The organism is Duganella aquatilis (genome assembly GCF_009674565.1).
Taxonomy (GTDB): Bacteria; Pseudomonadota; Gammaproteobacteria; order Burkholderiales; family Burkholderiaceae_D; genus Rugamonas; species Rugamonas aquatilis.
The window spans coordinates 380286-406160 of the sequence record NZ_WKJL01000001.1; the positions used below are offsets into that span (position 1 = coordinate 380286).

19 protein-coding genes are annotated in these 25875 nt (G+C 64.4%); 11 read left to right on the forward strand and 8 right to left on the reverse strand.

Features of this window, described 5'->3' with window-relative positions; translation table 11 throughout:
• The first annotated feature begins 61 nt into the window (after positions 1-61).
• Genes GJ698_RS01685 through GJ698_RS01695 form a run of 3 tightly spaced genes read left to right on the forward strand, consistent with a single transcriptional unit; the run spans position 62 to position 4941 of the window.
• Positions 62-1723: a methyl-accepting chemotaxis protein gene (locus GJ698_RS01685; RefSeq protein ID WP_154355841.1), complete on the forward strand. Its 1662-nt coding sequence runs from the start codon at positions 62-64 to the stop codon at positions 1721-1723.
• Between the two features lie 11 nt (positions 1724-1734).
• Positions 1735-3516, forward strand: coding sequence for a sensor domain-containing phosphodiesterase (locus tag GJ698_RS01690; protein ID WP_229259787.1), 1782 nt, complete (start codon positions 1735-1737; stop codon positions 3514-3516).
• Between the two features lie 51 nt (positions 3517-3567).
• Positions 3568-4941, forward strand: coding sequence for a DUF2799 domain-containing protein (locus tag GJ698_RS01695; RefSeq protein ID WP_154355843.1), 1374 nt, complete (start codon positions 3568-3570; stop codon positions 4939-4941).
• Here GJ698_RS01695 and GJ698_RS01700 read toward each other — a convergent pair.
• Positions 4938-7136 carry a TonB-dependent receptor gene (locus GJ698_RS01700; protein WP_154355844.1) on the reverse strand — a complete coding sequence of 733 codons (2199 nt, stop codon included), beginning with the start codon at positions 7134-7136 and terminating at the stop codon, positions 4938-4940. The genes GJ698_RS01695 and GJ698_RS01700 overlap by 4 nt on opposite strands.
• A 121-nt stretch (positions 7137-7257) precedes the next feature.
• Here GJ698_RS01700 and GJ698_RS01705 point away from each other — a divergent pair, with 121 nt between their 5' ends.
• Genes GJ698_RS01705 through GJ698_RS01730 form a run of 6 tightly spaced genes read left to right on the forward strand, consistent with a single transcriptional unit; the run spans position 7258 to position 11873 of the window.
• Entirely contained in the window at positions 7258-8430 is a 1173-nt protein-coding gene (locus tag GJ698_RS01705) for a PepSY-associated TM helix domain-containing protein (RefSeq protein WP_154355845.1), read from the forward strand.
• Positions 8427-8609 carry a hypothetical protein gene (locus tag GJ698_RS01710; protein ID WP_154355846.1) on the forward strand — a complete coding sequence of 61 codons (183 nt, stop codon included), beginning with the start codon at positions 8427-8429 and terminating at the stop codon, positions 8607-8609. Before GJ698_RS01705 ends, GJ698_RS01710 begins: the two co-directional genes overlap by 4 nt.
• A gap of 51 nt (positions 8610-8660) precedes the next feature.
• Positions 8661-9602, forward strand: coding sequence for a phosphate acetyltransferase (locus tag GJ698_RS01715; protein WP_154355847.1), 942 nt, complete (start codon positions 8661-8663; stop codon positions 9600-9602).
• Between the two features lie 4 nt (positions 9603-9606).
• On the forward strand, positions 9607-10800 hold the full coding sequence (locus tag GJ698_RS01720) for an acetate/propionate family kinase (protein ID WP_154355848.1): 1194 nt from the start codon (positions 9607-9609) through the stop codon (positions 10798-10800).
• Positions 10797-11573, forward strand: coding sequence for an enoyl-ACP reductase FabI (gene fabI, locus GJ698_RS01725; protein ID WP_154355849.1), 777 nt, complete (start codon positions 10797-10799; stop codon positions 11571-11573). The genes GJ698_RS01720 and fabI overlap by 4 nt, the downstream gene beginning before the upstream one ends.
• 12 nt (positions 11574-11585) lie before the next feature.
• Positions 11586-11873, forward strand: a complete 288-nt coding sequence (locus GJ698_RS01730; RefSeq protein WP_154355850.1) for an RNA-binding protein — start codon at positions 11586-11588, stop codon at positions 11871-11873.
• On the opposite strand, the gene GJ698_RS01735 is transcribed toward GJ698_RS01730, so the two are convergent.
• Entirely contained in the window at positions 11870-13534 is a 1665-nt protein-coding gene (locus GJ698_RS01735; RefSeq protein WP_154355851.1) for an FAD-dependent oxidoreductase, read from the reverse strand. The two genes, GJ698_RS01730 and GJ698_RS01735, sit on opposite strands and share 4 nt — an antisense overlap.
• A 54-nt stretch (positions 13535-13588) precedes the next feature.
• Positions 13589-14497, reverse strand: a complete 909-nt coding sequence (locus tag GJ698_RS01740) for an alpha/beta hydrolase (RefSeq protein WP_229259788.1) — start codon at positions 14495-14497, stop codon at positions 13589-13591.
• A 45-nt stretch (positions 14498-14542) separates the two neighbouring features.
• Here GJ698_RS01740 and GJ698_RS01745 point away from each other — a divergent pair, with 45 nt between their 5' ends.
• Positions 14543-15139 carry a 3-keto-disaccharide hydrolase gene (locus GJ698_RS01745; protein WP_154355852.1) on the forward strand — a complete coding sequence of 199 codons (597 nt, stop codon included), beginning with the start codon at positions 14543-14545 and terminating at the stop codon, positions 15137-15139.
• A 158-nt stretch (positions 15140-15297) separates the two neighbouring features.
• Here the strand turns inward: GJ698_RS01745 and GJ698_RS01750 are convergent, their stop codons facing one another.
• The 5 genes from GJ698_RS01750 to GJ698_RS01770 form a co-directional block, all read right to left on the reverse strand.
• The gene (locus GJ698_RS01750; RefSeq protein WP_229259789.1) at positions 15298-18381 is read right to left on the reverse strand and encodes a di-heme oxidoredictase family protein; all 3084 of its coding nucleotides are present in this window, start codon (positions 18379-18381) and stop codon (positions 15298-15300) included.
• Between the two features lie 423 nt (positions 18382-18804).
• A complete protein-coding gene (locus GJ698_RS01755) occupies positions 18805-20775 on the reverse strand; it encodes a peptidase U32 family protein (RefSeq protein WP_154355853.1) in 1971 nt (656 codons plus the stop codon).
• Positions 20776-20839: 64 nt separating this feature from the next.
• Complete coding sequence (locus tag GJ698_RS01760; RefSeq protein ID WP_154355854.1) at positions 20840-23011, reverse strand: glycoside hydrolase family 3 C-terminal domain-containing protein; 2172 nt, start codon at positions 23009-23011, stop codon at positions 20840-20842.
• 97 nt (positions 23012-23108) lie between these two features.
• Positions 23109-24227, reverse strand: a complete 1119-nt coding sequence (locus GJ698_RS01765; RefSeq protein ID WP_371865102.1) for an acyltransferase family protein — start codon at positions 24225-24227, stop codon at positions 23109-23111.
• A gap of 63 nt (positions 24228-24290) precedes the next feature.
• A complete protein-coding gene (locus tag GJ698_RS01770) occupies positions 24291-25064 on the reverse strand; it encodes a DeoR/GlpR family DNA-binding transcription regulator (protein WP_154355856.1) in 774 nt (257 codons plus the stop codon).
• Between the two features lie 130 nt (positions 25065-25194).
• On the opposite strand from GJ698_RS01770, the gene GJ698_RS01775 reads away from it, so the two are divergent.
• The gene (locus GJ698_RS01775) at positions 25195-25842 is read left to right on the forward strand and encodes a dihydrofolate reductase family protein (protein WP_154355857.1); all 648 of its coding nucleotides are present in this window, start codon (positions 25195-25197) and stop codon (positions 25840-25842) included.
• The last annotated feature ends 33 nt before the right edge of the window (positions 25843-25875 follow it).

Genomic DNA, 25875 nt, shown 5'->3' on the forward strand with positions numbered 1-25875 from the left:
AACTTAATTTCCTAGATAAAATATGATGCGACTGTCTCGTATGCGATCTAAGGAACTAGCAATGGAAACCGATAAAAACGAAATCAGCGTCTCCGCCCGCCTGAGCATCGGCTTTGGTATCGTCCTCGCCATGATGGTGGCGCTGACGGTGCTCAGCATCCTCAAAGTCAACGCCATCGACAACAGCCTTCAGCACATCAGCGATGTCAATAACGTCAAGCAGCGTTACGCCATCAACTTCCGTGGCAGCGTCCACGACCGCGCGATCGCGCTGCGCGATGTGACGCTGGTGGGCGACGGCGACATGTCGGCGGTCACCGCACAGATCGAAAAACTCGATGCCGACTACCAGCGCTCGGCGCAACCGATGGACGCCTTGTTCACCGACGCCAAGGCCAAGGTCACGGCCGACGAACGCGAATGGCTCAACAAGATCAAGCAGAGCGAAGCCCGCGCTACGCCGCTGATCAAGAAAGTCATAGACACCCGGCGCGCCGGCGACACCGAAGGCGCGCGCAAGATCATGCTTGAGCAGGGCAAGCCGGCCTTCACCGACTGGCTGGCCAGTATCAACGGCTTTATCGACCAGGAAGAAAAAATGACCGAGGCCGAATCGGACCTGGCACGGAAAGGCGCGCACAACTTCCAGTCGCTGGCCTTGTTGGCTGCGGCGATCGCCGTCGCCATCGGCGTGGTGGTGGCCTGGCGCGTGACGCAGTACCTGCTGCGCGCCCTCGGCGCCGAACCGGCCGAAGTGAAGGCGCTGGCCAATGCGGTCGATCGCGGCGAGCTGTATCACGACGTGGAGCTGCGCGGCCAGTACCAGGACAGCATCATGGGCGTGCTGCTGAAAATGAGCCAGAATCTGCGCGCCACCGTCACCGAGGTACATGAAGCCTCGGTCGCCGTCAGCAGCATCAGCGAACAGATCTCCGAGCAGAACCAGCACCTGTCCGGCCGCACCGAAGACCAGGCCAGCTCGCTGGAGGAAACCGCATCGGCGATGGAAGAGCTGACCTCCACCGTCAAACAGAACGCCGACAGCGCCCGCGACGCCAACAGCCTGGCGCAAAACGCATCCGACATCGCCAGCAAGGGCGGCAAAATCGTCGATGAAGTGGTGCAGACCATGAACGCCATCGACGTCTCGTCGCGCAAGATCGAAGAGATCATCAGCGTCATCGACGGCATCGCCTTCCAGACCAATATCCTGGCGCTGAACGCCGCCGTGGAAGCCGCCCGCGCCGGTGAGCAGGGCCGCGGCTTTGCCGTGGTGGCGACCGAAGTGCGCAACCTGGCGCAGCGCAGCTCCACCGCCGCGCGCGAAGTGAAAACGCTGATCGATGAATCGGTGGCCAAGATCCACGCCGGCACCGAACTGGTGGAACATGCGGGAAGCACCATGCGCGACATCGTCCACAGCGTCAAGCAGGTGAGCGACATGGTCGGCGCGATCACGCTGGCCAGCAACGAGCAAAGCGTGGGCATCGAGGAAGTCAACCGCGCCATCTCGCAGATGGACCAGGTGACGCAGCAGAACGCCGCGCTGGTGGAACACGCGGCCGGCGAGGTGGAAGTGCTGCAGGAGCAGGCGGCGCATCTGAACCACGCTGTCAGCGTCTTCAAGACCCAGCGTGAAGGTGTGCGCAGCCAGCCTGCACGCACCCAGGCCCGGGCCGAGGCGCCGTCGCGCAGCCTGCTGCCATCGCCAGTGGGAGCTTAAGGATGCAGGAGATGTTGCTCAAGCATTCCGAGCCGGAGCGTCTGGCGGCGCTCCACCAGCTGGGCATTTTGAATACCAACACCAGCGAATATTTCGACGCCATCACCAAGCTGGCGATGGAGATGTTCGGTGTCGGCGGCGCCTATATCTCGCTGCTGGACAGCGACCGCCAGTGGCTCAAGTCCACCGTCGGTTTCTGCCCGCCGGACTCGCAGCGCGACCAGACCTTCTGTAACTACACGATCCAGAAGGCCAGCGTGCTGGTGGTGGAGGACACGCTGCTGGACGAGCGCTTTGCGACCAATCCGATGGTGACCGGCCCGCTGGCGATACGCTTCTACGCCGGCGCACCGCTGATCACGCCGGAGGGCTACGCCATCGGCGCGCTGTGCATCATCGACACCAGCCCGCGCAGCCTGAGCGCCGCCGAAAAGGATACGCTGGCGAATCTGGCCGCGCTGGTGATGTCGCACATCACGCTGGGCCGCGCGGTGGGCCATGTCGATGCCGTCAGCGGCATCCCCAACAAGTACCAGATGTTCGAAGACCTGACCACGCAGGCGCGCCTGTATCCGGGCCAGTACCGGGTGCTGGCCGATATCGCCATGCCGGATGCGGCCAAGTCGTTCGAGATTATCCGCGTGCTGGGCGTGCCGGTCTACGATGCGCTGGTGCGTGAAGTCGGCATGCGCCTGATGCGGCTGTTCGAGGGCAGGGCGCAGGTCTATCACGTCACCGATGCGCGCTTTGCGGTCCTGTCGCGCGACGAGGATACCGACGGTTTCATCGCCTACCTGCATAGCCTGGACGAAGAACTGGAAGCGCCGTTGAACGGCCTGAATATCCCGATGGCGCTGACCAGTTTCGGCGGCACCGTGGTGTTCGACCTGTGTCGCAACTCCGCCAAGGATGCGCCGCGCAAGGCCGCCGCCGCCATCAACCAGGCCATGGTGCGGCAGCAGCGCTGGAGCCACTACAGCAATGCGGAAGACGAGCAGCAGCAGCGCGCCTTCCGCCTGCTGAACGACGTGCGCCACGCCATCGCCGAAAACCAGTTCGAGTTGTTCTACCAGCCCAAGCACGAGTTGAGCAACGGCGCCTGCCTGGCCGCCGAAGCGCTGCTGCGCTGGAATCACGCGGAGCTGGGGCCGGTGTCGCCGGCAGAATTCATTCCGCTGATCGAGAAGACCGCGCTGATCGGACCATTGAGCCATTGGGTGATCCGCACCGCCATCAGGCAGATGGGCGAATGGCATGCGGCCGGCAATCAGATCAGGGTGGCGATCAACCTGTCGGCCTTCAACTTCGAAGAGCCCGACATCGTCGAGCGCCTGGCCGCCACCTGCCGAGAATTCAACGTCGATCCGCGTCTTGTGGAAATCGAGTGCACCGAGGGCATCTGGATGGAAACCCCCGGCATCCTTGAGGCGCTGCACGGCATCCGCGAGCTGGGCATGACCCTGGCGCTGGACGATTTCGGCACCGGCTACAGCAACTTCGCCTATTTGCAGAAGGTGCCGGCCACGGTGGTCAAGGTCGACCAGTCGCTGATCCGCAATGTGCACACCAATCCGCGCGACCAGCGCATTGTGCGTTCGCTGATCGCGCTGGCGCGCGAACTGGATTACAAGGTGGTGGCGGAGGGCGTGGAGACGGAGCACTCGCTGCACCTGATCCGCGAGTGGGGCGCCGACATCGCGCAAGGCTACCATTTTTCCAGGCCGCTCAACGCCACGGCTTTCCTCAGCCACGCCATCCAGCACCGGGACAGCCACATGGCGATCGCGGCCTGACCCTCCGCAAATCCTGGCCCGCATTGTCAAGCTGGCATTATAATCCGGGCCATGAAAACCACCTTCAGCCTCATTTCACTGCTGCTTCTGCTGGCTGGCTGCCAGTCCACCCAACAACGCATCGCCGACTGCAAGGCCGGCGACTGGCAGGCCATCGGCCACAAGGACGGCTTGATGGGCGAGCCGGCCAGCTACGCCGAGCGCAAGGACTTCTGCGAAGACCACGCCGACAAGCCTGCCGCCGCCGATGCCGCCGCGCGCTACACCGCCGGCTGGGCGCAGGGGAATTGGGATGCCTGGTACGCCATGGGCAGCAGCGATGGTGTGCAGGGCCAGCAGCCGCAATTCGAGCTACGCGCCAACAACGACGAAGTCCGCAAACATAAGACGCCCTTGAACCGTCCGGCCTATGATGACGGCTGGGTCGCCGGCAATTCCAACTACTGGCGCAATATCGGTCAGCGCGAAGGCGTCGCCGGCCAGCCGCTGACGCAAAAGGACAGCAACCGCGCCAACGCCGCCGCCGCGCAGCTGCGTTTCGACGATGCCGCCTACACCGACGGCTGGCGCGCCGGCAACCGCACCTTCTGGTCGGATGCAGGCTATTCCGACGCCCGCAGCGGCATACCGGACAGCGAGTTCCGCAACCGCGCGGCCGCCGCGCGCCGCGCCGGCGTCGATGTACAGGAAGAGTCGTACCGCGCCGCCTGGAACGGCGAGATCGTCAACTACTGGCGCAATCTCGGCACGCAGGACGCCACCAGCGGCAAGGAATTCGGCACGCGTGGCCGCGAGGCCAAGGCCAAGGGCTTGAAAATCCACGAACAGGAATATCGCGAGGCGTGGGAAAACCGGCTGATGGCCTACTGGCGCGACACTGGCGCCGCCGACGGCTATGGCCAGCCCTTCCTGCTGGAAGACCGTATCGCCAACGCCGGTCGCAACGGCGTGTTCGTCATCCCCGGCACGCGCGACGCCTACACCAACGCCTGGCGCCAGGAAAACGCGCGTTACTGCGTGCCGGACAACGCCTTTGAGCGTGGCCGCACCAGCACCGGCATGGCGGTGGAGGTATGCGCACCGGCGCTGCAGAACCAGTTGAAGCACGCTTACGTCAGCGGGCAGGATTACGAAGTCGCCGGCGCCAAGTACCGCCAGGCGGTGGCGGAAGCGAACGATCTGGGGAACCGCTTGCGCGATGCGCGCGGCAGGCTGGGGAAACTGGAGCGCGAGATCCGCGCCAACCAGGAAGCGAAGGACCGTCCCGTCAACGACGACACGGCCAAGCAGGATCGCCGCCGCGAACAGGAGCGGCGCGAGTTAAGCGACTACGTGCAGCGGCTGGAGCGCCAGCTGGATGACGCCCGGCGTTGGGTCGAGCGTCATGACCAGCAGATGCAGCGCCTGCGCCGCGAGATCTATTAGAAACCGACCGTCGCCGATACCGACACGGTGCGCGGCGCGCCCAGGATCAGGTAGCCCGAACCTGGATAGCCGCCGGCCGAAGCCCAGTAGCTCTTGTCGGTGACATTGTCGATACGCGCGCGGAAGGTGACGTTGCGGTCCAGGATGTGGGTGGCGTAGCTGGCGCCCAGATCCAGGCGGGTCCACGACGGCAGTTCCTGGGTGTTGGCGCCGTCAGCGTATTGCGACGAGGTGTACACCGTGCGCGCATTCACGCTCAGGCCATGCACGCCCGGCACATCCCAGTCGGCGCCGATGTTCAGCTGCGTGCCCGGCACGCCGATCACGTCCTTGCCCTGGTTTTTGCCGTCCTGCGTGGTGCGCTGCGTTGCATCGAGCAGCGTCAGGCCGCCCAGCAGGCGCAGGCCGCGCGCCGGCATGCCATACACGGTCATTTCCAGACCCTGGTTGCGCTGTTCGCCGAACACGCCGAAGTGGCCGTTTTCAATGTAAGCGGAAGGCTGGTTGGTGCGGAACAGCGCGGCGGTCGCGCCCAGCGTGCCGACTTCATATTTCACGCCGACTTCCTTTTGCTTCGACACGAACGGCGCGAAGATGGCGCCAGTGTTGTCGATGTTCGCGCCCGATGCGGTCTGACCTTGCTGCAGGCCTTCGACGTAGTTGGCGTAGAGCGAAACGGCTTTCACAGGACGGTAGACGATGGCGGCCATCGGCGTGACCTTGCTTTCGCTGTAGTGAGCGTTGCTGATGCCGGTGTTGTAGTCGTAGCCTTCGGTCTTGATGGTCTGGTCACGCGCGCCCACGGTCAGCAGCACTTTATCGTCCAGCATCGTCAGCGTATCGGCCAGCGCATAGCTGCTGAAGATGGTCTTGGCGGTCAGGCCCGGATTGCTCAACACGCCGCCGGTGAAGAAGGTGGCGGCCGGCGCGCTGACATCGATCGGGCTGTAGATATTGGTGGCGATGCCGCCGAAGGTGCTGAAGGCGTAGGCGTTCTTCGATTCCAGCCAGTAGCTCGACGCGCTGGCGCTGATGCTGTGACCGATGCTGCCGGTGCGCAGCTTGGTGCGCACGCCGATTTCGCCGGTGCGCACATTGTCGTGGCGGGTGTTGTCGAAGCGGTAGGCGTTGGCGGTGCCGTTGGTGGCGGTGACGGTCGGTTCGGACAAACTGTTGTTCTCGTCGCCGCTGCGCGCGCCGAAGGCGGCCCAGGCCACCGAGTCGGCGCCCAGGTCCCATTCGCCACGGACGGTGCCGAAGGTGTCGCGTTCATTCGAGTGGGTCCAGTTCTGCGCCCAGTTGCTGCCGCTGTCCGGCGCGGTAGGCAGGGCAATGCCGCCGGCCACGGTGACGGCCGGACGCGGCGAGGTCAGTTTGTTGTCCTGGTAACCCAGGTCGGCCGACAGACGGAAGCCACGGCCCTGGTAGTCGAGGCCCACCGAGGCGACGTTCAGTTCGCGGTGTTCCTTGTCGACGCCGGTGTCGCCGTCGCGGCGGGCGACGTTGACGCGGATGCCGGCGCGGTCCTCGGGGCCGAAGCGGCGGCCGATATCGGCGGCGGCGTAACCCTGGCCGCCGGTTTCGACGCCGACCGTCACTTCGGTCAGCGGCGCGTTGCCGGCGCGTTTAGGCAGCAGGTTGATCGAACCGCCGATGCCGCCGCCGCCCGGCGCGGCGCCGTTCAGGAAGGAGTTCGCGCCACGAAAGACTTCCACGCGCTCCAGCAGTTCGGAAGCGACGAACTGGCGCGGCAGCACGCCGTACAAGCCGTTGTAGGCCAGGTCGTCCGAGCTGACCGCGAAGCCGCGGATCACATACAGTTCCTGGAAATTGCCGAAGCCGCGCGCCACGCGCACCGATGGATCGTTCTGCAGCACGTCCGCAACGCTGCGCGCCTGCTGGTCCTGGATCAGGGCGGAGGTGTAGTTCAGCGAATTGAATGGCGTGTCCATCATGTCGACATTGCCCAGCAGGCCGACGCGGCCGCCGCGTGCGATCTGGCCGCCGGCGAAATTCTTGGTCAGGCCGGCTGCCGATGCGTCGGCGGAAGCGCTGATCACCACCGACTGCACTTTTTCATCGCTGCCGGCGGCGGCGGTGGTGGCGTCGGTTTGCGTCTGCGCGGTCGCGGTGGCGGCGACCAGCAGCATGGCGGCAAGGGCGAGTGGGGACAATTTCAGATTCAGGGTTTGCATGGTGTTTTTATAAGTAAATGAGATTGATTCTCAATTATAAACCTTGCCGGGATTTTTTGCTCCTAAATGAGATTAGTTTGCATTATCATTGCGGTTTGGAAGAGCAACCTGGAATGACAAGATGACACCGACCGCCGTCCGCCGCTGGGCATGGATACACAAATGGAGCAGCCTGGTCTGCACCGTGTTCATGCTGCTGCTTTGCCTGACCGGCCTGCCGCTGATCTATCATCACGAAATCGACCACGCGCTGGGCAACGCCATCGAGGCGCCGGCCATGGCCGCCAACACGCCCAAGGCCAGCCTGGACGACGTGATCGCCGCCGGCAAGGCGCTGTATCCGGGCAAGGTCGCCATGTATCTTTCGCAGGAGGCGGACGACCCGAGCATCTGGTTCCTGACCATGGGCGACAACCCGACTGACGAGAAATTCAAGTCGATCGCGGTCGACGCGCGCAGCGCCAAGGTGCTGGGCGAACCAAGTTTCGAAGGTTCCTTCCTCGGCGTGATGTTCCATCTGCACGTAGACCTGTACGCCGGCTTGTGGGGCAAGCTGTTCCTCGGTTTCATGGGCCTGCTGCTGGTGATCGCCATCATCTCCGGCGTGGTGCTGTACGCGCCGTTCATGCGCAAGCTGGAATTCGGCGAAGTGCGGCGCGAGCGCGGTCCGCGCGTGAAATGGCTGGACCTGCACAATATGCTGGGCATCGTCACGCTGACCTGGGCGCTGGTGGTGGGCGCGACCGGCATGATCAACACCTGGGCCGACCTGCTGCTGAAATACTGGCAGGTGACCGAGATGGCCGAGATGATCGCGCCGTACAAAGGCCTGCCGCCGCCGACGCAACTGGGTTCGATGCAGAAATCGCTGGAGCACGCGGTGGCCGCCGAGCCGGGCATGAAGATCGGCTTCGTCGCCTTCCCCGGCACGCCGTTCACCAGTCCTCACCACTATGGCATCTTCATGCGCGGCGATGAGGCGCTGACCTCGCGCCTGTACAAGCCGGTGCTGATCGATGCGCAGACCACCGAGATCACCGACCGCCGCAACCTGCCCTGGTATCTGACCGGCCTGCTGATTTCGCAGCCGCTGCACTTCGGCGACTACGGCGGCGCGTGGATGCAGTTCCTGTGGGCGGCGCTGGATGTGATCACCATCTTTGTGCTGGGTAGCGGCCTGTATCTGTGGCTGAAGCGCGGTGCGCCGGCGCCGGCCCGCGCGGCCGCGACACCAACGGTCAAACCGGAAGAGGGGGACGTGCCGGCCCTGGCCGCCGAGGGAGAGGCGCAATGAAGCGTCCTTTCCTGCGCATGTGGGGCGCGCCGATCGCACTGGCGCTGCTGACCATTGTCGGCCTGATTTCGGCGCTGGTCGGCGACGGCGCGTGGGACCACGTGTCCGCCGTCGCGCTGGGCGTGCCGGTGCTGCTGTGCCTCTGGTTCGGCTTGCGGCGTCGCACAAAAACCACTTGATTATTTTGCACTTGTTGTATTATCCCCATGCAGCCTTACACAGGAGATCGCATGGAAAGACCGCACCCGCACTACGATAGACTGATTGCCGCAGCGCGTCATGCCGGGCCGGCGACCGTAGCTGTCGCCCACCCGTGCGACCGCAATTCGCTGGAAGGCGCGCTGGATGCGGCCCGCATGGGATTGATCAATCCCATCCTGGTCGGCCCCGCCGCCCGCATCCGCGAGGTGGCCGACGAGGCCCGGCTGGATATCTCGGCGCTGCCGATTGTCGACACCGAACACAGTCACGCCTCGGCCGCGCGCGCGGTGCAACTGGTGCACGAAGGCCAGGCCACCGCGCTGATGAAGGGCAGTCTGCACACCGATGAACTGATGGGCGCCGTGGTGGCCACCGCCACCGGGCTGCGCACCGCGCGCCGCCTCAGTCACTGCTTCATCATGGACGTGCCGGACCGCGCCGAGCCGCTGATCATCACCGACGCCGCCGTCAACATCGTCCCCACGCTGGCCGACAAGGTCGACATCGTGCAGAACGCCATCGATCTGGCGCACGTGCTGCGCTTTAACCCGGTCAAGGTGGCGATCCTGGCGGCCGTTGAAACGGTCAGCTCCAAGATGCCGTCCACCATCGACGCCGCCGCGCTGTGCAAGATGGCTGACCGCGGCCAGATCACCGGCGCGCTGCTTGACGGTCCGCTGGCGATGGACAACGCCATCGATCCGGAAGCGGCGGCCATCAAGCACCTGGTGTCGCCGGTGGCCGGCCGCGCCAATGTGCTGCTGGCGCCGGACCTGGAAGCCGGCAATATGCTGGCCAAGAGCCTGACCTTCATGGCCGGCGCCAGTGCGGCCGGCATCGTGCTTGGCGCGCGCGTGCCGGTGATCCTCACCAGCCGTGCGGATACTGTACAGGCACGGCTGGCGTCGTGTGCGGTGGCTGTGCTGGTGGCGCACAGCAAACTGTCCGGTGCGCGTATCCTGGGGAGCTGACGCCATGCTGGCCAACGATAGCGTCATTGTCATCAACGCTGGTTCGTCCAGCATCAAGTTCTCGATGTACAGCGGCGCCGCGCTGGACCTGACCATGCGCGGCAAGATCGAAAACCTGTACAGCGGCGTGGCCCACTTCATCGCGCAGGATGCGGCCGACAGCGTGGTCGGCGAACGCCACTGGCGCGACGGCCCGCTGGATCACGAAGGCGGCATGCGCTTCCTGATCGACTTCGCACAAACGCACCTGGACGGCCACCGCGTGGTGGCGGTCGGTCACCGCATCGTGCATGGCGGCGTGGCGCACAGCCGGCCGCAGTTGCTGGATGCGGCGGTGCTGGATGAGCTGCAAAAGCTGATTCCGCTGGCGCCGCTGCATCTGCCGCACAACCTGGCGCCGGTGCGCTCGGTGCTGGCAATGGCGCCGCACGTGCCGCAGATCGGCTGCTTCGACACCGCCTTCCACGTCGGCCAGCCGGCCGCGGCGCAGGAGTTTGCGCTGCCGTCGAATATCACCGACCTGGGCGTGCGCCGCTACGGCTTTCACGGACTGTCCTACGAATACATCGCCAGCGTGCTGCCGCAGGCCGAGCCGGGCCTGGCGCATGCGCGCGTGGTGGCGGCGCACCTGGGCAACGGCGCCAGCATGTGCGCCATGGATGCGGGCCGCAGCATGGCCAGCACCATGGGCTTTACCGCCGTCGACGGCCTGCCGATGGGCACCCGCTGCGGCGCGCTCGATCCGGGCGTGGTGCTGTACCTGATGCAGGAACTGGGCATGGACGTGGCGGCGGTGCAGAAGCTGATGTACCAGCAATCCGGGCTGCTGGGCGTGTCCGGCATTTCCTCGGACATGCGCACGCTGGAGCAGAGCGACGATCCGCGCGCCAGGAAGGCCATCGACCTGATGGTGTACCGCATCGGCCGCGAGCTTGGTTCGCTGGCGGCGGCGCTGGGCGGACTGGATGCGCTGGTGTTCTCCGGCGGGATCGGCGAAAACAGCGTGGCCCTGCGCGCCGCCGTTTGCCGCGACGCCGCCTGGCTCGGCGTGCAGCTGGATGCGGACGCCAACGCCGCCAATCCGCGCGGCATCGCCCGCATCAGCAAGGCGGACAGCAAGGTCGCCGTGTGGGTGGTGCCGGCCAACGAGGAACTGATGATCGCGCGTCACGCGCTGGAAGTCGTGGAGGCTGCATGAACACGGAAACCGTCTATCCCATCCTGACCGGCAAGCGCGCGCTGGTGGTCGGCGTGGCCAACGAACAGTCGATCGCCTGGGGCTGTGCGCTGGCCTTCCGCAAGCTGGGCGCCGACGTGGTGCTCACGTATCTGAACGAGAAGGCGCTGCCGCACGTGGCGCCGCTGGCCGAACAAATCGGCGCGCAGCTGCTGCCGCTGGACGTGACGCAGCCCGGCCAGCTGGAGGCGGTGTTCGCCACGCTGGCGCAGCAGGGCAAGCTCGATATCGTGGTGCATTCGATCGCCTTTGCGCCGAAAGCGGATTTGCAGGGCGGCCTGCTCGATTGTTCGCTGGACGGCTTTTTGCAGGCGATGGACGTGTCCTGCCATTCCTTCGTGCGCATGGCGAAACTTGCGGTTCCCTTGATGTCGGAGGGTGGCAGCCTGTTTGCCATGAGCTATCATGGCGCGGACAAGGTGGTCCCCAACTACAACGTCATGGGACCGGTGAAGGCGGCGCTGGAAGCGGCTTGCCGCTATCTGGCTTATGAACTCGGGCCGCGCGACATCCGCGTCCACGCCATTTCGCCCGGGCCGCTGCAAACGCGGGCCGCTTCGGGCCTGAAGGATTTCGATCATCTGCTCAGCGAGGCCGTGGCGCGGGCGCCGCTCGGCGAGCTGGTTGACATCGTCGATGTCGGCAACACCTGCGCCTATCTGGCGTCGCCATTTGCGAAACGGCTGACTGGCAGCACGGTCTATGTCGATGGCGGCTTGAATATCATCGCTTGAGAGGAGCGCGAGATGCAGATCATCTTATCCGGCTTGCACTGCGACGCTTGCGAAGAGAGCGTCGCCGAAGGATTGAAGCAGTTTTTCCACGTGAAGCACGTCACCATGGTGCGGCAGGGGATCGAGGATAATCCGTGGGCGCTGATCGAGGTGCACGATTCCTATGAGCGTGTGTGGAATGTGTGTAACCAGCTGCGCGGTGTTTTCCATCGCGGTAAAAAGCTGCACTTCTATATTCCGCTGCACCAGGAGGACGTGTTCCACGACCTGGAGCCGCACCAGCGCATCAATATCGTCTAGCGGCTGCGGCTGGACAGGAAGCCGTGGATCTGCGAGACCACGGCCGCGCCTTCGCCGACGGCGGCGGCCACGCGCTTGGTCGATCGCGCGCGCACGTCGCCGATGGCGAACACGCCCGGCACGCTGGTTTCCAGTCCCGCGCGGGCGGCGGACGGCGCGCCAGGCACGTCGAAACCGGTCAGGATGAAACCTTTGTCGTCGACCTGCACACCGCAGTCGCTGAGCCAACCGGTGTTCGGGTCGGCGCCGATGAACAGGAACACGTGGCGGATGTTGTAGGTGGTTTCCGCCTCGTTGCGGTGGCTGCGCACCACGACTTTTTCGAGGCCTTCCTCATCGCAGCCTTCCAGCGCGACGATTTCCGATTCGGTGTGCAGTTCGATATTCGGCGTGGCGGCGATGCGGTCGATCAGATAGCTGGACATGGTCGACTCCAGGCTGTCCCTGCGGATCAGCACATGTACTTTGGCGGCGTGGCTGGACAAATACACTGCGGCCTGGCCGGCCGAGTTGCCGCCGCCCACCAGGATCACTTCATTGTCGGCGCACAGGCCCGCCTCCAGCGGCGAGGCCCAGTAATACACGCCTTTGCTTTCGAACTGCTTGAGATTGGCCAGCGAAGGGCGACGGTAGCGCGCGCCGCACGACAGCACCACTGTGCGGCCTTGCAGGTGCGTGAGGCTGCCGCACATTTCGACCTGCAGCGGATAGGTGTCGCACAGCAGGCGTCCGGCCGGCGCGGGAATCGCCATCTTGACGCCGAACTTCTGCGACTGCACGAAGGCGCGGCCGGCCAGGGCGCCGCCCGATATGCCGGTCGGGAAGCCGAGGTAGTTCTCGATGCGTGCGCTGGCCGCGGCCTGGCCGCCGTAGGCGCGGGTTTCCAGCACCAGCACCGACAGGCCTTCGGATGCCGCATACACCGCCGTGGCCAGGCCTGCGGGACCGGCGCCGACGACGATCACGTCCCAGATGTCGTCCGCATTGAGTGGCGGCAGGGTGCCGAGGCAGCGCCCCAGATCGACCACGGTCGGGTTCTTTTTCACACCGCCGTCCGGGCACACGGCCAGCGGCCAGTCCTCGGCTTGCGGCTGATAGCGTTCCACCAGCGCGCGCGCCTGGTCGTCGCTGCGCGGATCGAGCACGCGGTGCGGCAAGCCGTTGCTGGTCAACCAGCCCTGCAGCGCGTGCATGCGCGCGTGGCCGGGCGTGGCGACCAGCACCACGCCGCCGTCCTTGTTATCCAGTTGTTCGACGCGGCGCAGGATGAAGGCGCGCACGATGCGTTCGCCCAGCTCCGCCTCGGCGATCAGCAGGGCGCGCAGCGATTCTGTGGTCAGCGCCAGCACTTCGACGTCGTCCACCGCATGGCCGTTGACCAGCGACGGCGCGCCGGCCAGCTGGCTGATTTCACCGGCAAACTCGCCCACGCCGTGTTCCGTGATGACCGAGCTGTTGCCCAGGCCATCGTAACGGCTGATGCGGATCGCGCCCTTCAGCACCACGTACATGCCGAAACTGGTGCGTCCGGCCTCGAACATGCATTCGCCGTGGCGGAAGCAGATCAGCGTGCCGAAGCGCTGGATGCGGCGGATTTCGGCCGGCGCCAGTGTGGGCAGCGCCTGCGCGGTGCGGGTTTTGAAGGTGTCGTAGATGGCCATGGGCGTAGTCTAGCGCGGTTTTCCGGTTTGTCACCAGATTCTAAAGGCAGACATTTATTGCACCGGCACAGGCGTCAGCAGGCCACGGTCGCGCAGCCATTCCTCGGCGCGACGGGGCCACAGCGACGAGGTGCCCAGGCCTGCGCGCATGCCCATGCCATGGCCGCCGTGTTCCAGCAGGTACATCTCGGCCGGCACACGGGCTTTGGTCAGCGCCTGGTAGAACAGGATGCTGTTTTCGACCGGCACCGAGGCGTCGGCCTGGGTGTGGATCAGCAGCGTTGGCGGCGTGGCGGCGGTCACCTGTTTTTCCAGCGACATCAGCGCCAGGCTTTCCGGCGATGGCGTTTTGCCCAGCAGCGCCTTGCGTGAGCCGGCATGCGCGGATGGGTCTTGCATGGTGATCACCGGGTACATCAGCATCAGGAAGTCCGGCCGGGCGCTGACAGCGTCCAGCGCTGCACCGGTACGGCCCAGCGGATTGTCGAACAGTGTACCGGCGCTGGCCGCCAGGTGGCCGCCGGCCGAACTGCCCATGACGCCGATGCGGTCGGGACGGATGCCGAATTCGGCGGCGCGGGAGCGCAGCAGGCGCACGGCGCGCAGCACGTCCTGCAAAGGCGCTGGATGTCCAAACTCCTGCATGCGATACTTGAGCACAAAGCTGGTCACGCCCAGGGTGCTGAGCCAAGTCGCATACTGATCGCCTTCGCGGGCGGTGGCCATGCGCACGTAGCCGCCGCCGGGACAGATGATGATGGCGGTGCCGCTGGGGTGGTCGACCGCGGGAGCGATCATGGTCAGGGTCGGCATGCTGACGTTGGCGGTGTAGCCGTCGCCGGTTTTCTCCGGGCCGATGTCGCGCTGGCCCGGCACGCCCTCAGGCCACAGCGGAATTTCGGCGGGGGCGGCGCTGGCCATTCCCGCAGCGGCGAGCAGCAATATAAAAAGAATTTTTTTCATGGAGGAGACACAGTGAGCAAGTTGTTGAGTGCTGCAATCATAGCCTTGTCCGCGCAGACTGCGGGCGCGGTTGATCTGTTTAATGGCCGCGATTTCAGCGGCTGGATGCTGCAAACCACGCCGGCGGCGTCGATCGCCGATACCTTCCACATGCTGCCCGATGGCGTGATCGCGTCGGCCGGCAAGCCTTCCGGCTTCCTCGCCACCACCGAGAACTACCGCAACTACAAGCTGCACGTCGAGTGGCGCTGGACCGGCAAGCCTGGCAACAGCGGCGTGCTGCTGCACATTAGTCCGGGGACGTTCGACCGCGTGTGGCCGGTCAGCCTGCAGGTGCAGACCAAGAACGGCAGCGCCGGCGACCTGCTGCCGATGGCGGCGGGCAGCTTTGCCGAGCCGCTCACCAGCAAACCGGGTGCGGACACCCGCATCAAGGCGCATACGGCGGCGGACAGCGAAAAACCGGTGGGGGAATGGAATGAGTGCGACATCGTCAGCCGCGACGGCACGGTGGAAGTGACGCTGAACGGTGTGCTGCAAAACCGCGTGACGCAGGTATCGCCGGCATCCGGGCAGATCGGCTTCCAGCTGGAAGGCACGCCGTACGAACTGCGTCACGTTTCGCTGACGCCGCTGGATTAAACGAGAAAGCCCTGCCGGCGGCGGAGACGAGGAAAGCGCCGCCGGCAGGGAAGGAGTGCAGGCCTAGTATCGTGAATTGGTGACATCGTGTCAACTGTGCGAAAAAAATGCCGGGCACCTCGCGGCGCCCGGCATGAAAAGAACTACTAAGGATTAGCTTACAGCGACTTGAGGAACGCCAGCAGGGCGTCGCGGTCGGCCGCGGTCAGGTTCTCGAAGCGTTGACGCGATTTGGTCGCTTCGCCGCCGTGCCACATGATCGCTTCCGTCAGGTTGCGGGCGCGGCCATCGTGCAGGTAGCCAGCCTTGCCGGCGGTGCCCATGACGGTGTCCGAGTAGCCGATACCCCACAGCGGAGCGGTACGCCACATATTGCCCTTGGCTTGACCTTCGACGAACTTGTCGGCCAGACCATCGCCCATGTCGTGCAGCAGCAGGTCGGTGTATGGCTTGATGTTCTGGTTACGCAGCTCGGCGTACAGGCTGCCGGCGCCGGTCTTCTGGTCCACCGTGTGGCAGGCCGCGCAGCGCATGCCCTGGAACACCGTGCCGCCCTTGGCGATCTTGGCCGGATCGACATCCAGATCCTTCAGCGGCGACACGCCTTTCGGGAAACCGCTGGTCAGTGCGCGCTGGGCAGGCACCGCCACCAGCGACAGGTACTGGGTGATCAGCGTCAGTTCCGCTTCGCTCACGCCGTTCTGCGCCGGCGCCGATTTGCAGTTGGCCGGATCGGTCAGGCAGCTGCGGTTCGGGTACAGCGACGAAGTCACCGACATATCCTGCACCAGTGCTGCAGCGGCCTGGTGACGCAGCGTGGCCTTGGCGGCTTTCCAGCCGAAGCGGCCCAGGCGCACCGCGCCGGTTTCCGGATCGAACACGTAGTTGGCCACGCCCTTGACGCCGTCGTCGTCCGCCGTGGTCCGCACGCGGGCCAGGATGTCCGCTTCCGGAATCGCTTCAAGCAGGCCTACGCCCAGCATCGGCTGCGCCATACGCAGCGAGACGGTGTCCGGGGTCGGACCTTCGAAGGCGATGGTCGGCTTGCGCAGTTCGACCGACGTACCGTCGACCAGCTTGGCGATGCGCGACTCGAAGCCCGCGACGCGAACGCCCATGCCCCAGTTCTGCGCCGCACCGTTGGTGGCGACCGCATTCATCTGCACCGCCGTACCGTATTGCGGATGCGGGGTCTGCTTGCCGTTGGCGTCGGTCACCGCGACACGCACGGTCATGTTGTCCAGGCGCTGGTTGGCGGCGATCGGCGCCGGGCTGCGGCCGTTGTTCACGTGGCAGCCGATACAGGCCGACTGGCCGTAGTGCTGCCCTTGCAAGCCCACTGCCGGATCGTAGCGGTCGTTGCCCGGCTCGTTGTGCATGCCGGTGGTGAAGTTGGTGTGCACCAGGCGGCGGCCTTCAACGAAGCGCTGCATATTCTGCATGCCGATGTTGTTCTGCGGCTGCTGGAACATGTGGTCGCCGTTGTCGGCGTAGTCGTACGAGACCGAACCGGTACCGCCTTGCAGGTACTGGTCTGGAATCGGCGTCGAGTTCAGGCGCGGCTGGATGCCGTACCATGGACGCAGGCCCTGGCCGACCACGTAGGTCCACTCGTTGGCGTAGTAGCGGAAGCCGCCGTTGTCGCCCTTGGCCTTCATGGCGGCTTCCACCGCGAACATCGATGGACCGGCTTCGATCACGTCGCCGATTTTCAGCGGACGCGCATCGACGGCGGTGCCGTCAGGGAAACCTGCGGAGTTCAAGTTGTTGTGACGCGGGTACTCCTTGATCAGCAGCGTGCAGCCGTTGTTGATGCCGTTGGCGCTGTTGAGCTTGAAGTTGGCTGGATACGCCACCGGATCGCACGGCTGGTTGTTGTCCTGCACGATCTCGCGGCCCACCATCCAGCCGTAGCCGGTGCTGCCCGGGTCGTCGAAGCGGCGGAAGAACACGGTGTTGCCGCGCAGGCCCTGGGTCTGGTGGTACTCGTTGAAGATCAGCGTCGGCTTGGTGACGCCAGCCACGCGGCTGTTGTCGATCATCTCCAGGCCCCAGGTACGGTTCTTGAAGTAGTTGGCGACGAAGATCAGGTAAGCACCCGGACCCTTGTCGACCGGCGCGCCGGTGACCGGATCGACGGTGTCGTTCGGGCCGTAGCCGATTTCGTTCCAGTCCTCGCCGCGCTCGCGGCCGTGACGGCCGACGCCGCGCGCGCCCCAGCGGGTGACGATGGTGCCGTCCGCCAGCGTGAACGAGGTGGCTTCCAGCGGCTGCGCATAGCTGGTCAGCGGGGTCATGCCGGAACCGCTGGCCGGGAACGGCAGCGCCGAGGTCACGGTGCTGGTCGACAGGCTGTTGTCGCTGCCTGGCGTCTTGAACTCGACTTCGAACAGCGAATAGCCGTACTGGGTCGCGCGCTGCACGCCTTGCAGCTGGATGTAGCGGGCGTTCACGCCGAGGTTGAAGAATTCCTCGGTGCCGCCCTGGCCGTTGCTGACCGCGCGGATCTGGGTCCAGTTCTGGCCGTCATCCGACACCAGCAGGTTGTACTGCTTGCCGTAGGCGTTTTCCCAGGTCAGCTTCATGTAGCCGACCTGCGTCTTGGCGCCGAAGTCGAACTGGATCCAGGCGCCGTTGTCGGCCAGGCTGCTCCAGCGGGTATTGAGCTTGCCGTCGATGGTCAGGTCGGCCGTGTTGCCGCCTTCCACCGCCGACGAGGTCACCTTGACCGGCTTGACCGCCACGCCCGGCTTGGTGATGTCCACCGGTTGCTGCGGCTGGGTCGGCTGGGTTGGATCTTCCGGTGGCGGCGTCGCCACGTCGCCGCCGGTATAGGCGACGATCTCGAAGATCGAGTAGCCGTAGCCGGTCGAGCGCTTGATGCCCTGCATGCGCAGGTAGCGGCCCTGGCCGTTCAGGCCGGTCAGATCCTCGACGCCGCCGGCGCTGCCGCTGACGTGCTTGAGCGGGGTCCAGGTCTTGTTGTCATCCGAGACTTGCAGTTCGTACTCGGTGGCGTGGGCGTTTTCCCACTTGATGTTGACGCGGTTGATGGTTTGCGACTGGCCGAAGTCCAGCGTCAACCATTCGTTGTCGGTGAAACCGCTGCCCCAACGGGTGTTGTCGTTGGCGTCGATGGCGGCTGCCGCGTTCAGGTCGCCGCGTTCGGACGAGCTGGCGGTGGCGCCAACCGGCGTCAGCGCGACTTGCGAGAGCGCGCCGCCTTGCTTCAGCATGCTCATGGTGCGCGTGCTGTTGGCCGGCGATGAATCACTGCCGCCGCCACACGCGGCAAGTGCCAGACTCAGCGCGATTGGCAGAGCTGTCCTTGTAAACTTGTGAAAGCTTTCCATAGATCGCTTTCTTTGTGGCTGGTTTGTCATAATATCCCCTTGGCTTTCGGCTGAAATGGAAAGATTGCCAACGGCGCATCGCCATGGCGACGCGCATTTTGCTACATAAAAAGTTTTCGGTGCGCACGAATGATTCAAGTACATGAACTCGCGAAAATTGCCGTATGGCAACGACCGTGAAGATAGCTTTCGTTTTGTTGGCTGTCAAGCTAGTTGTGCAACAAAACAAATATCTTTGGAGATAGATGGAAAACAAATATGAAAAAGCCCGGTATCAAACCGGGCTTCATAAGGGGCAAAGCGGGGAACGTCTCAGGCGCGCGGACGCTGGCGGTGGAACACCAGCGGGCTGTACGGAATGGCGGACGGCGGCGCCGATTTGAGGATGCCCGGCTTCATCGCCCCGACCACGTGCATTTCGCAGGGCTTGCAGTCGAATTTCAGCGTGTAGGTCTCGTCGCCGCTGACCAGGGTCATCGGCTCGGCCTTCACCTGGCCCTGGACGCCTTGCACGCCCTTGGCCTGTTTCGGGCACAGGTTGAACGAGAAGCGCAGGCAGTGCTTGGTGATCATCAGCGGCACTTCGCCGGCTTCCTCGTGCGCCTCGTAGGCGGCGGCGATCAGCTGCACGCCGTGCTTGTGGTAGAAGGCGCGGGCTTTCTCGTTGTAGACGTTGGCCAGGTAGCTGAGCTGGGTGTCCGGGTAGATCGCCGGCGGCTCGGCGGCGGCCTTGCGCAGCGGACGGTCCCAGGCCGCCAGGCGCACGGCTTCATGCGCTTCGATGGCGTCGCGGCGCAGTGCGTTGATGGCGGCCGACGGCACAAACCACGGCTGCGACAGCTTCAGTTCGACGCTGTCGGCACGGAACATGGTCGCGCCCAGCTTGCCGAGGCTGGCGCGCAGCGCGGCATCCGCCTGCTCGGCCTGGGTGGCCGGCTGCAGGGCGATGGCGGCGTCGGTGACGCTCAGGTAGCCGTCCTCGTCGCGCAGCGACAGGCGCAGGCCGCCGTCCTGTTCGCTCAGCGTCAGGTGCAGGCCGACCTTGCGGTCCGACGATTTCTTGTTCAGCGCCGATTCCCACTGGCGGTCGCCATTGCGGTTGACCGACAGGCCGACTTTCAGACCCACCAGGCTGCTGACGGTCTCGTTCGGGAACACGCGCCACAGCTGGCCGTCATCGCTCTCGCTGAGTTTTTTCGCGGTGTTGGCCTGGATGCCGAAAGTCTCGCGCTTGTGCATGTAGTTCAGGCCGTCGCCGTTGGACATCGGTGCGTTGGTCAGCAGGTCGAAGTGGTCGGTGGCGATGCGGGTGATCGTGCCCAGTTCGACGCCGACGTATTTCGGGCTGTCGAAGGCGCCGATTTCGTCCTGGCGGCCGTTGGCGAAGTAATCGGTGTGGCCGCGGTGGAAATTCTTGTCGATGTCCGGCGTGAACAGGATGCTGGTCTGGCCGCTGGCGGCGCGGGTGAACTCGGTGCGGCGTTCCAGGATTTCGTCCAGCAGCAGGCGGTAGTGGGCGGTGATGTTCTTTACATAACCCATGTCCTTGTAGCGGCCTTCGATCTTGAAGGAACGGATGCCGGCGTCGACCAGCGCTTCCAGGTTGCGGCTCTGATCGTTGTCCTTCATCGACAGCAGGTGTTTTTCATAGGCCACCACGCGGCCCTTGTTGTCGCTCAGCGTGTACGGCAGGCGGCAGGCCTGCGAGCAATCGCCGCGATTGGCGCTGCGGCCGGTGTCGGCGTGCGAGATGTAGCACTGACCGGAATAAGCCACGCACAGCGCGCCGTGGATGAAATATTCCAGCGGCGTGTCGACGTCGGCGTGGATCTTCTTGATCTGTTCGATGGTCAGCTCGCGCGCCAGCACCAGCTGCGAGAAGCCGACGTCGCCGAGGAATCTGGCCTTTTCCATGGTGCGGATGTCGCACTGGGTGCTGGCGTGCAGCTGGATCGGCGGCAGGTCCATTTCCAGCAGGCCCATGTCCTGCACGATCAGCGCATCGACGCCGGCTTCGTACAGTTGCCAGATCTGCTTGCGGGCGGCTTCCAGCTCGGCATCGTGCAGAATCGTGTTCAGCGTGACGAAAATGCGCGAGCGGTAGCGGTGCGCGAACTCCACCAGGCTGGAGATTTCCTCGATCGAATTGCTGGCGTTATGGCGCGCGCCAAACGCCGGGCCGCCGATGTAGACGGCGTCGGCGCCATGCAGAATCGCTTCACGGCCGATTTCGGCGGTCTTGGCGGGCGACAGCAGTTCAAGCTGGTGGGCTAGCAGAGTCATGACTTAATTCCTTACGGTGAAGGCGGGAATTATAGCGAAATCAAGGCCTTAAGTCACTCTGCGCCTATTGCACCGCCAGTTTTCCTGTCAGTTTGATGTCCGCCGAGGAGGCGCCGATGCTCAGTTTCACCGGACCGGACTCCACGACAGGCGCGCCGCTCGCCGTATCCCAGTAGGCCAGCTGGCTGGCTTTCAAGGGGATATGCACGGTTCGGGTGGCGCCGGCCGGTAGCCGGACCCGCTCGAATCCGGCCAGCGCCTGCTTCGGCCGCGCCACTTTCGACGCCGGATGGCTGACATACAGCTGCACCACCGCATCGCCCTCGCGCCGGCCGGTATTGGTGACGTCGACGTCGACCGTCACCGTGCCGCCGGCGGCCAGGGCAGGGCTGCTGGTGCGCAGCTTGGCGTACCTGAAGCTGGTATAACTGAGGCCGTGGCCAAAGGCATACAGCGGCTTGCCCTTGAAATACATATAAGTATGGCCGTGGCGGATGTCGTAATCCATCATCGGCGGCAGCTGGCTCATGGATGACGGCCAGGTGCTGATCAGATGCCCGCCCGGATTGAAGTCGCCGAACAGCACGCGGCCGATCGCCGTGCCTTCATCCTGCGACGAATGCGCCATGTGCAAAATCGCAGGAACGTGCTGCTGCGACCAGTTGATGGTGTACGGGAAGCTGGAGACCAGCACCATGACCGTGCGCGGATTGGCGGCGTGAACCAGCTTGACCAGTTCTTCCTGTTTCAGCGCCAGCGTTTCGCGGTCGCGTCCTTCGCGGCCGTCGCCGGGATCGGCGCAAGGCTTGGTGCCGGCATCGGTCCAGTCGTTGGCCATGTTCGGGCCGCAGGTCGGGTCGTTGCCGACCACGACAATTGCCACATCGGCATTGCGCGCCGCCTTGACCGCCGCGCCGCCGGTGTTGTCCGCGGCGAACTGAATTTTGACGCCGTCGCCGGCCGCGGCCCTGATGCCGTCCAGCGGCGTGACGGCATATGGCGGATGGCCGCCGTACCAGTCCCAGTGCACGCCATCGGCCAGCGGACCGATCACGGCGATCGATTTCAGCTTGCCCCGGTTCAGCGGCAGCGTATTGCGTGCGTTCTTCAGCAGCACCACCGATTCCAGCGCCACCTGCAACGATTGCGCGCGATGCTGCTCGCTCAGCCACGGTTCGGCGCCATCCTTGACGGCGGCGTAGGGATTGCCGTCCGGCGGATCGATCAGGCCCAGCCGGATGGTGACCTGGAACTTGCGGCGCAAGGCGGTATCCAGCTCCGCCTCGCTGACCAGGCCTTCGGCCACGGCCTGTTTCATCTCATCCTGGAACTTGTCCAGGTACTGGTTGATGCCAGCCTTGAATGCCGCCACCACGGCGGTTTTGTGATCAGGATAGCGGTGGTACAGCTTGACCAGATTGCCGACCGCGCCGCCGTCGCCGGAAATCACTTCCGCGCCCCAGGTATCGATGACCAGGCTGTTGATGACGGGATGAACCGCCATCGGCACACCGTTCCAGGCGTTGTACGACGCCATCAGCGCCCGCGCGCCGCCGTCCTCAAAGCCCATGCGAAACGGCATGGCGTAGTATTCCCAGAACAGCCGCTGGTCAAAGTCGGACGACGAATTGCCACGTCCGTTTTCATTGCTGTTCGCCAGAAAATGCTTGAGCAGCGCGGCGGAGCGCCAGTACCTGGGATCGTCGCCCTGCAGGCCCTTGATGAACGCCGTGGCCATGGTGCCGGCCAGGAAGGGGTCTTCGCTGTAGACCTCTTCGGTGCGGCCCCAGCGCGGATCGCGCGCCAGGTCGGATTGCGGTCCCCACAGCATCAGCGAGGGCTGATTGTATTGGCTGTTTTGCGTGATGTAGCGGCCTTCGGCGCCCTGGATTTCGCCGGCCGTGCGCACCAACGCCGGATTCCAGGTCTCGCCCATGCCGGGCGGCTGCGGAAACTGGGTGGTGGTGATCGCGGCCAGCCCTTTTTTCTCGTTGCCGCGCTTGACCACGCCGTGAATGCCCTCGGAGCTGCCGAAGCTGGGAATGCCGAGCCGCTTGACGCTGGTGTCGGTGGAGAGGGCGGCGATTTTCTCGTCGACAGTCATCAGCGACAGGATGTTGCTGATCCGTTCCGCCGCAGGCAGCGACGGATTCCGGAACAGGTAATCGTCCGCGTTGGCCCGTGCGCACACGAGCAGGCAGGCGAGCGAGGTCGCCCGCAAAAACTTCGTGGTCATCTTGTCTCCAATTTTTTGGGTAATTATGAGCAAGATGGTGCAGCGGACCGGCAGGGCTGGCAAGACAGAAAATTACCGGTCCGCGTTATGTTTTTACTCAACGGCGGCTTAACCAGCGGCGTACCGGGATGTCGTAGAACGTCAGGCACAGGTAGGCCACGGCGATGCAGGCCAGGAAGGTGAGAACCGTCACCGGCAGCGCGCTGGCCAGCGGCACCTTGCCTGCGGCGACCCAGGCGGTGTAGGTATAAACGAATGGATAATGGATGATGTAGATCGGATAGGAAATCGCCCCAAGGAAGGCGCACACCCTGGCACCCAGGCGCGTATCAACCTGGCCGCTGGCGCCGATGTAGACCACCAGCGGGAAAACCAGCACGATGCACAGCGCATCGTACAAACCGTTTTTCCAGAGATCCGCCGCGCCGCCGATGCGCGGCCAGGCCAGCGCGGCGATGATGATCAGGCTGCTGACCAGGAAGGCATGCTTGATGCGGCCCACAGTCACGACGCGCGACAACAGCAAACCGGCGAAGAAAGGGTAGAGCAAGCGCGTCAGGCCGATGCGCATCTGTGCCGGTTCCAGCGACCAGCCGCCGATCACGTCGCCGTTCGGTCCGGTGAGGCAGTAGTGCACCATCGCGCCGCCGGCGACCAATACGCACAACGCCAGCAGCGTTTTCGAGAACTTGCGGACGAACAGCGCATAAAGAATGTTGGCGACATACTCATAGAACAGCGACCAGGCCGGGCCGTTCAGCGGATGCATCTCGCCCCAGCCGCGAATATCCAGCGCGGCGCCAACCGGGATCAAGGTCATGCCGATGACCATCACCACCAGCATCAGCCACACCGGCGTGTCCTGGATCTTGGGGAAGATCGCGCTGGACTGCGTGTAGAACATCACGGCGCCGATGATCATGGCGATCACGATCATCGGATGCAGGCGGATCAGCCGCCGCTTGAAGAAGTCCATGGTGGACATGGTGCGCCAGCGGTCATCGTAGGCATAGCCGATGACGAAACCGGACAGCACAAAGAAGAAATCCACCGCCAGGTAGCCGTGGTTGATGACCTGTTCGAAACGGCTGGCGGCATGCGCTTCGAACAGGTGGAAGGCAACCACCATGAGCGCGGCCACGCCGCGCAAACCATCCAGGATGGCGTAGTGCTGCTTGGTGTCGGCGAAGCCGCCAGATGCTGTGTTATTTGCCACTGGTTTTCCTCTGCTTGCTATGACTGGAATCGTTTCCAATCGTGATTAAAAAAAAGCTGGACCTCAGCCTGGCGCCGCGGCTCTCATCACCGTGGTGTCGGCGTGCGCCAGCAGGCGCGCCTTGTCGTCGGGCGCGTCGAACTCGACGATGAAATGGTCGATCTCGTTAATGGCGGCGACCCGATAGGGCGCGCGCGTTTCCAGTTTCTCGCTGGTCGCCAGCACGACGTTATGCTGGCCGGCAGCCGCCAGCGCTCTCTTGAACACCGCGTCGGCCATGCTGAAGGCGCACACGCCGGTGGCGGCCGCGATGGCGCAGGCGCCGATAAAGCAGTGGTCGAAATTCATCGATGAGGCCATGGCGATGGCGCCGGCATCGACGCAGCCGCCAACATGCGGGTCCACCATGCCGCCGATCATGAGCAGTTGCAGATCTTTGCGCTTCACGACTTCCGACGCGATGGCAATGGAGTTGGTGGCGACGGTGATGCGGCTGTCCGCCGGCAGGAACGGCACGACTGCCAGATTGCTGCTGCCGTTATCCAGGAAAATCAGCTGGCCAGGCTTGACCAGGGAGGCGCCGACCCGCGCCAGCGCATTCTTCCGGTCGCGCGCTTCATCCACCCGCACTGCCATGGGAGTTGACGCCGGCGAGACCGGCAAGGCGCCGCCGTACACGCGGCGGCAGCGTCCTTCCGCAGCGAGGGCGCGCAGATCGCGGCGGATAGCGTCTTCGGATACGCCGAATTCCGCCGCCAATTCAGCGGCAACCACCGGCAGCCCTTGCTCCAGGCGAGCGGTGATGACGTCACGTCGTGCAATCGGAATTTCGTTCATGAGCGGATACTACTATGCAAAAACGAGAAAGTAAACGTGCACGTTTGTGCACGTTTGTGAATGAGGTTGACGACGTGACCACGACCATGAAGGGTGATATTCTTGTCGCACAAATGATGAAGGAGATGGTATGTCCGAACTGAAGGTGCGATGCTTTGCGGTGTCGCTGGATGGCTATGGCGCGGGCCCGAATCAGAGCCTGGAAAACCCGATGGGCGATGGCGGCGGCGGGCTGCACACGTGGTTCCGTGGCACCCGCACCTTCCAGCGCATGATAGGGAATCCGTCGCAGGGAGCGGATGGTCCGGACGAGCAGTTTGCCGCGCGCGGCTTCGACAACATCGGCGCCTGGATCCTGGGCCGCAATATGTTCGGCCCGGTGCGTGGCGCCTGGCCGGACGACGAATGGAAAGGCTGGTGGGGCGATGAGCCGCCATACCACGTTCCCGTCTTCGTACTGACGCACCACGCCCGCGAACCGCTGGTGATGGCGGGCGGCACAACCTTCTACTTCGTCACCGACGGCATCCAGTCCGCCTACGACCAGGCGATCAAGGCCGCAAACGGCAAGGATGTGCGGCTGGGCGGCGGCGTCGACACCATTCGCCAATATTTGCAGGCCGGCCTGGTTGATGAGCTGCACATGGCCATTTCGCCGGTGCTGCTGGGTTCCGGCGAATCGCTGTTGGCGGGGCTGGACATGCTGGCGCTGGGCTTCTGCTGCACCGAGCACGTTCCGACCGAGGCCGCGACGCATGTGGTGCTGCGCAAGGACTAAGCCCTGAAATCCGCTCCTGAACCAACGTTATCC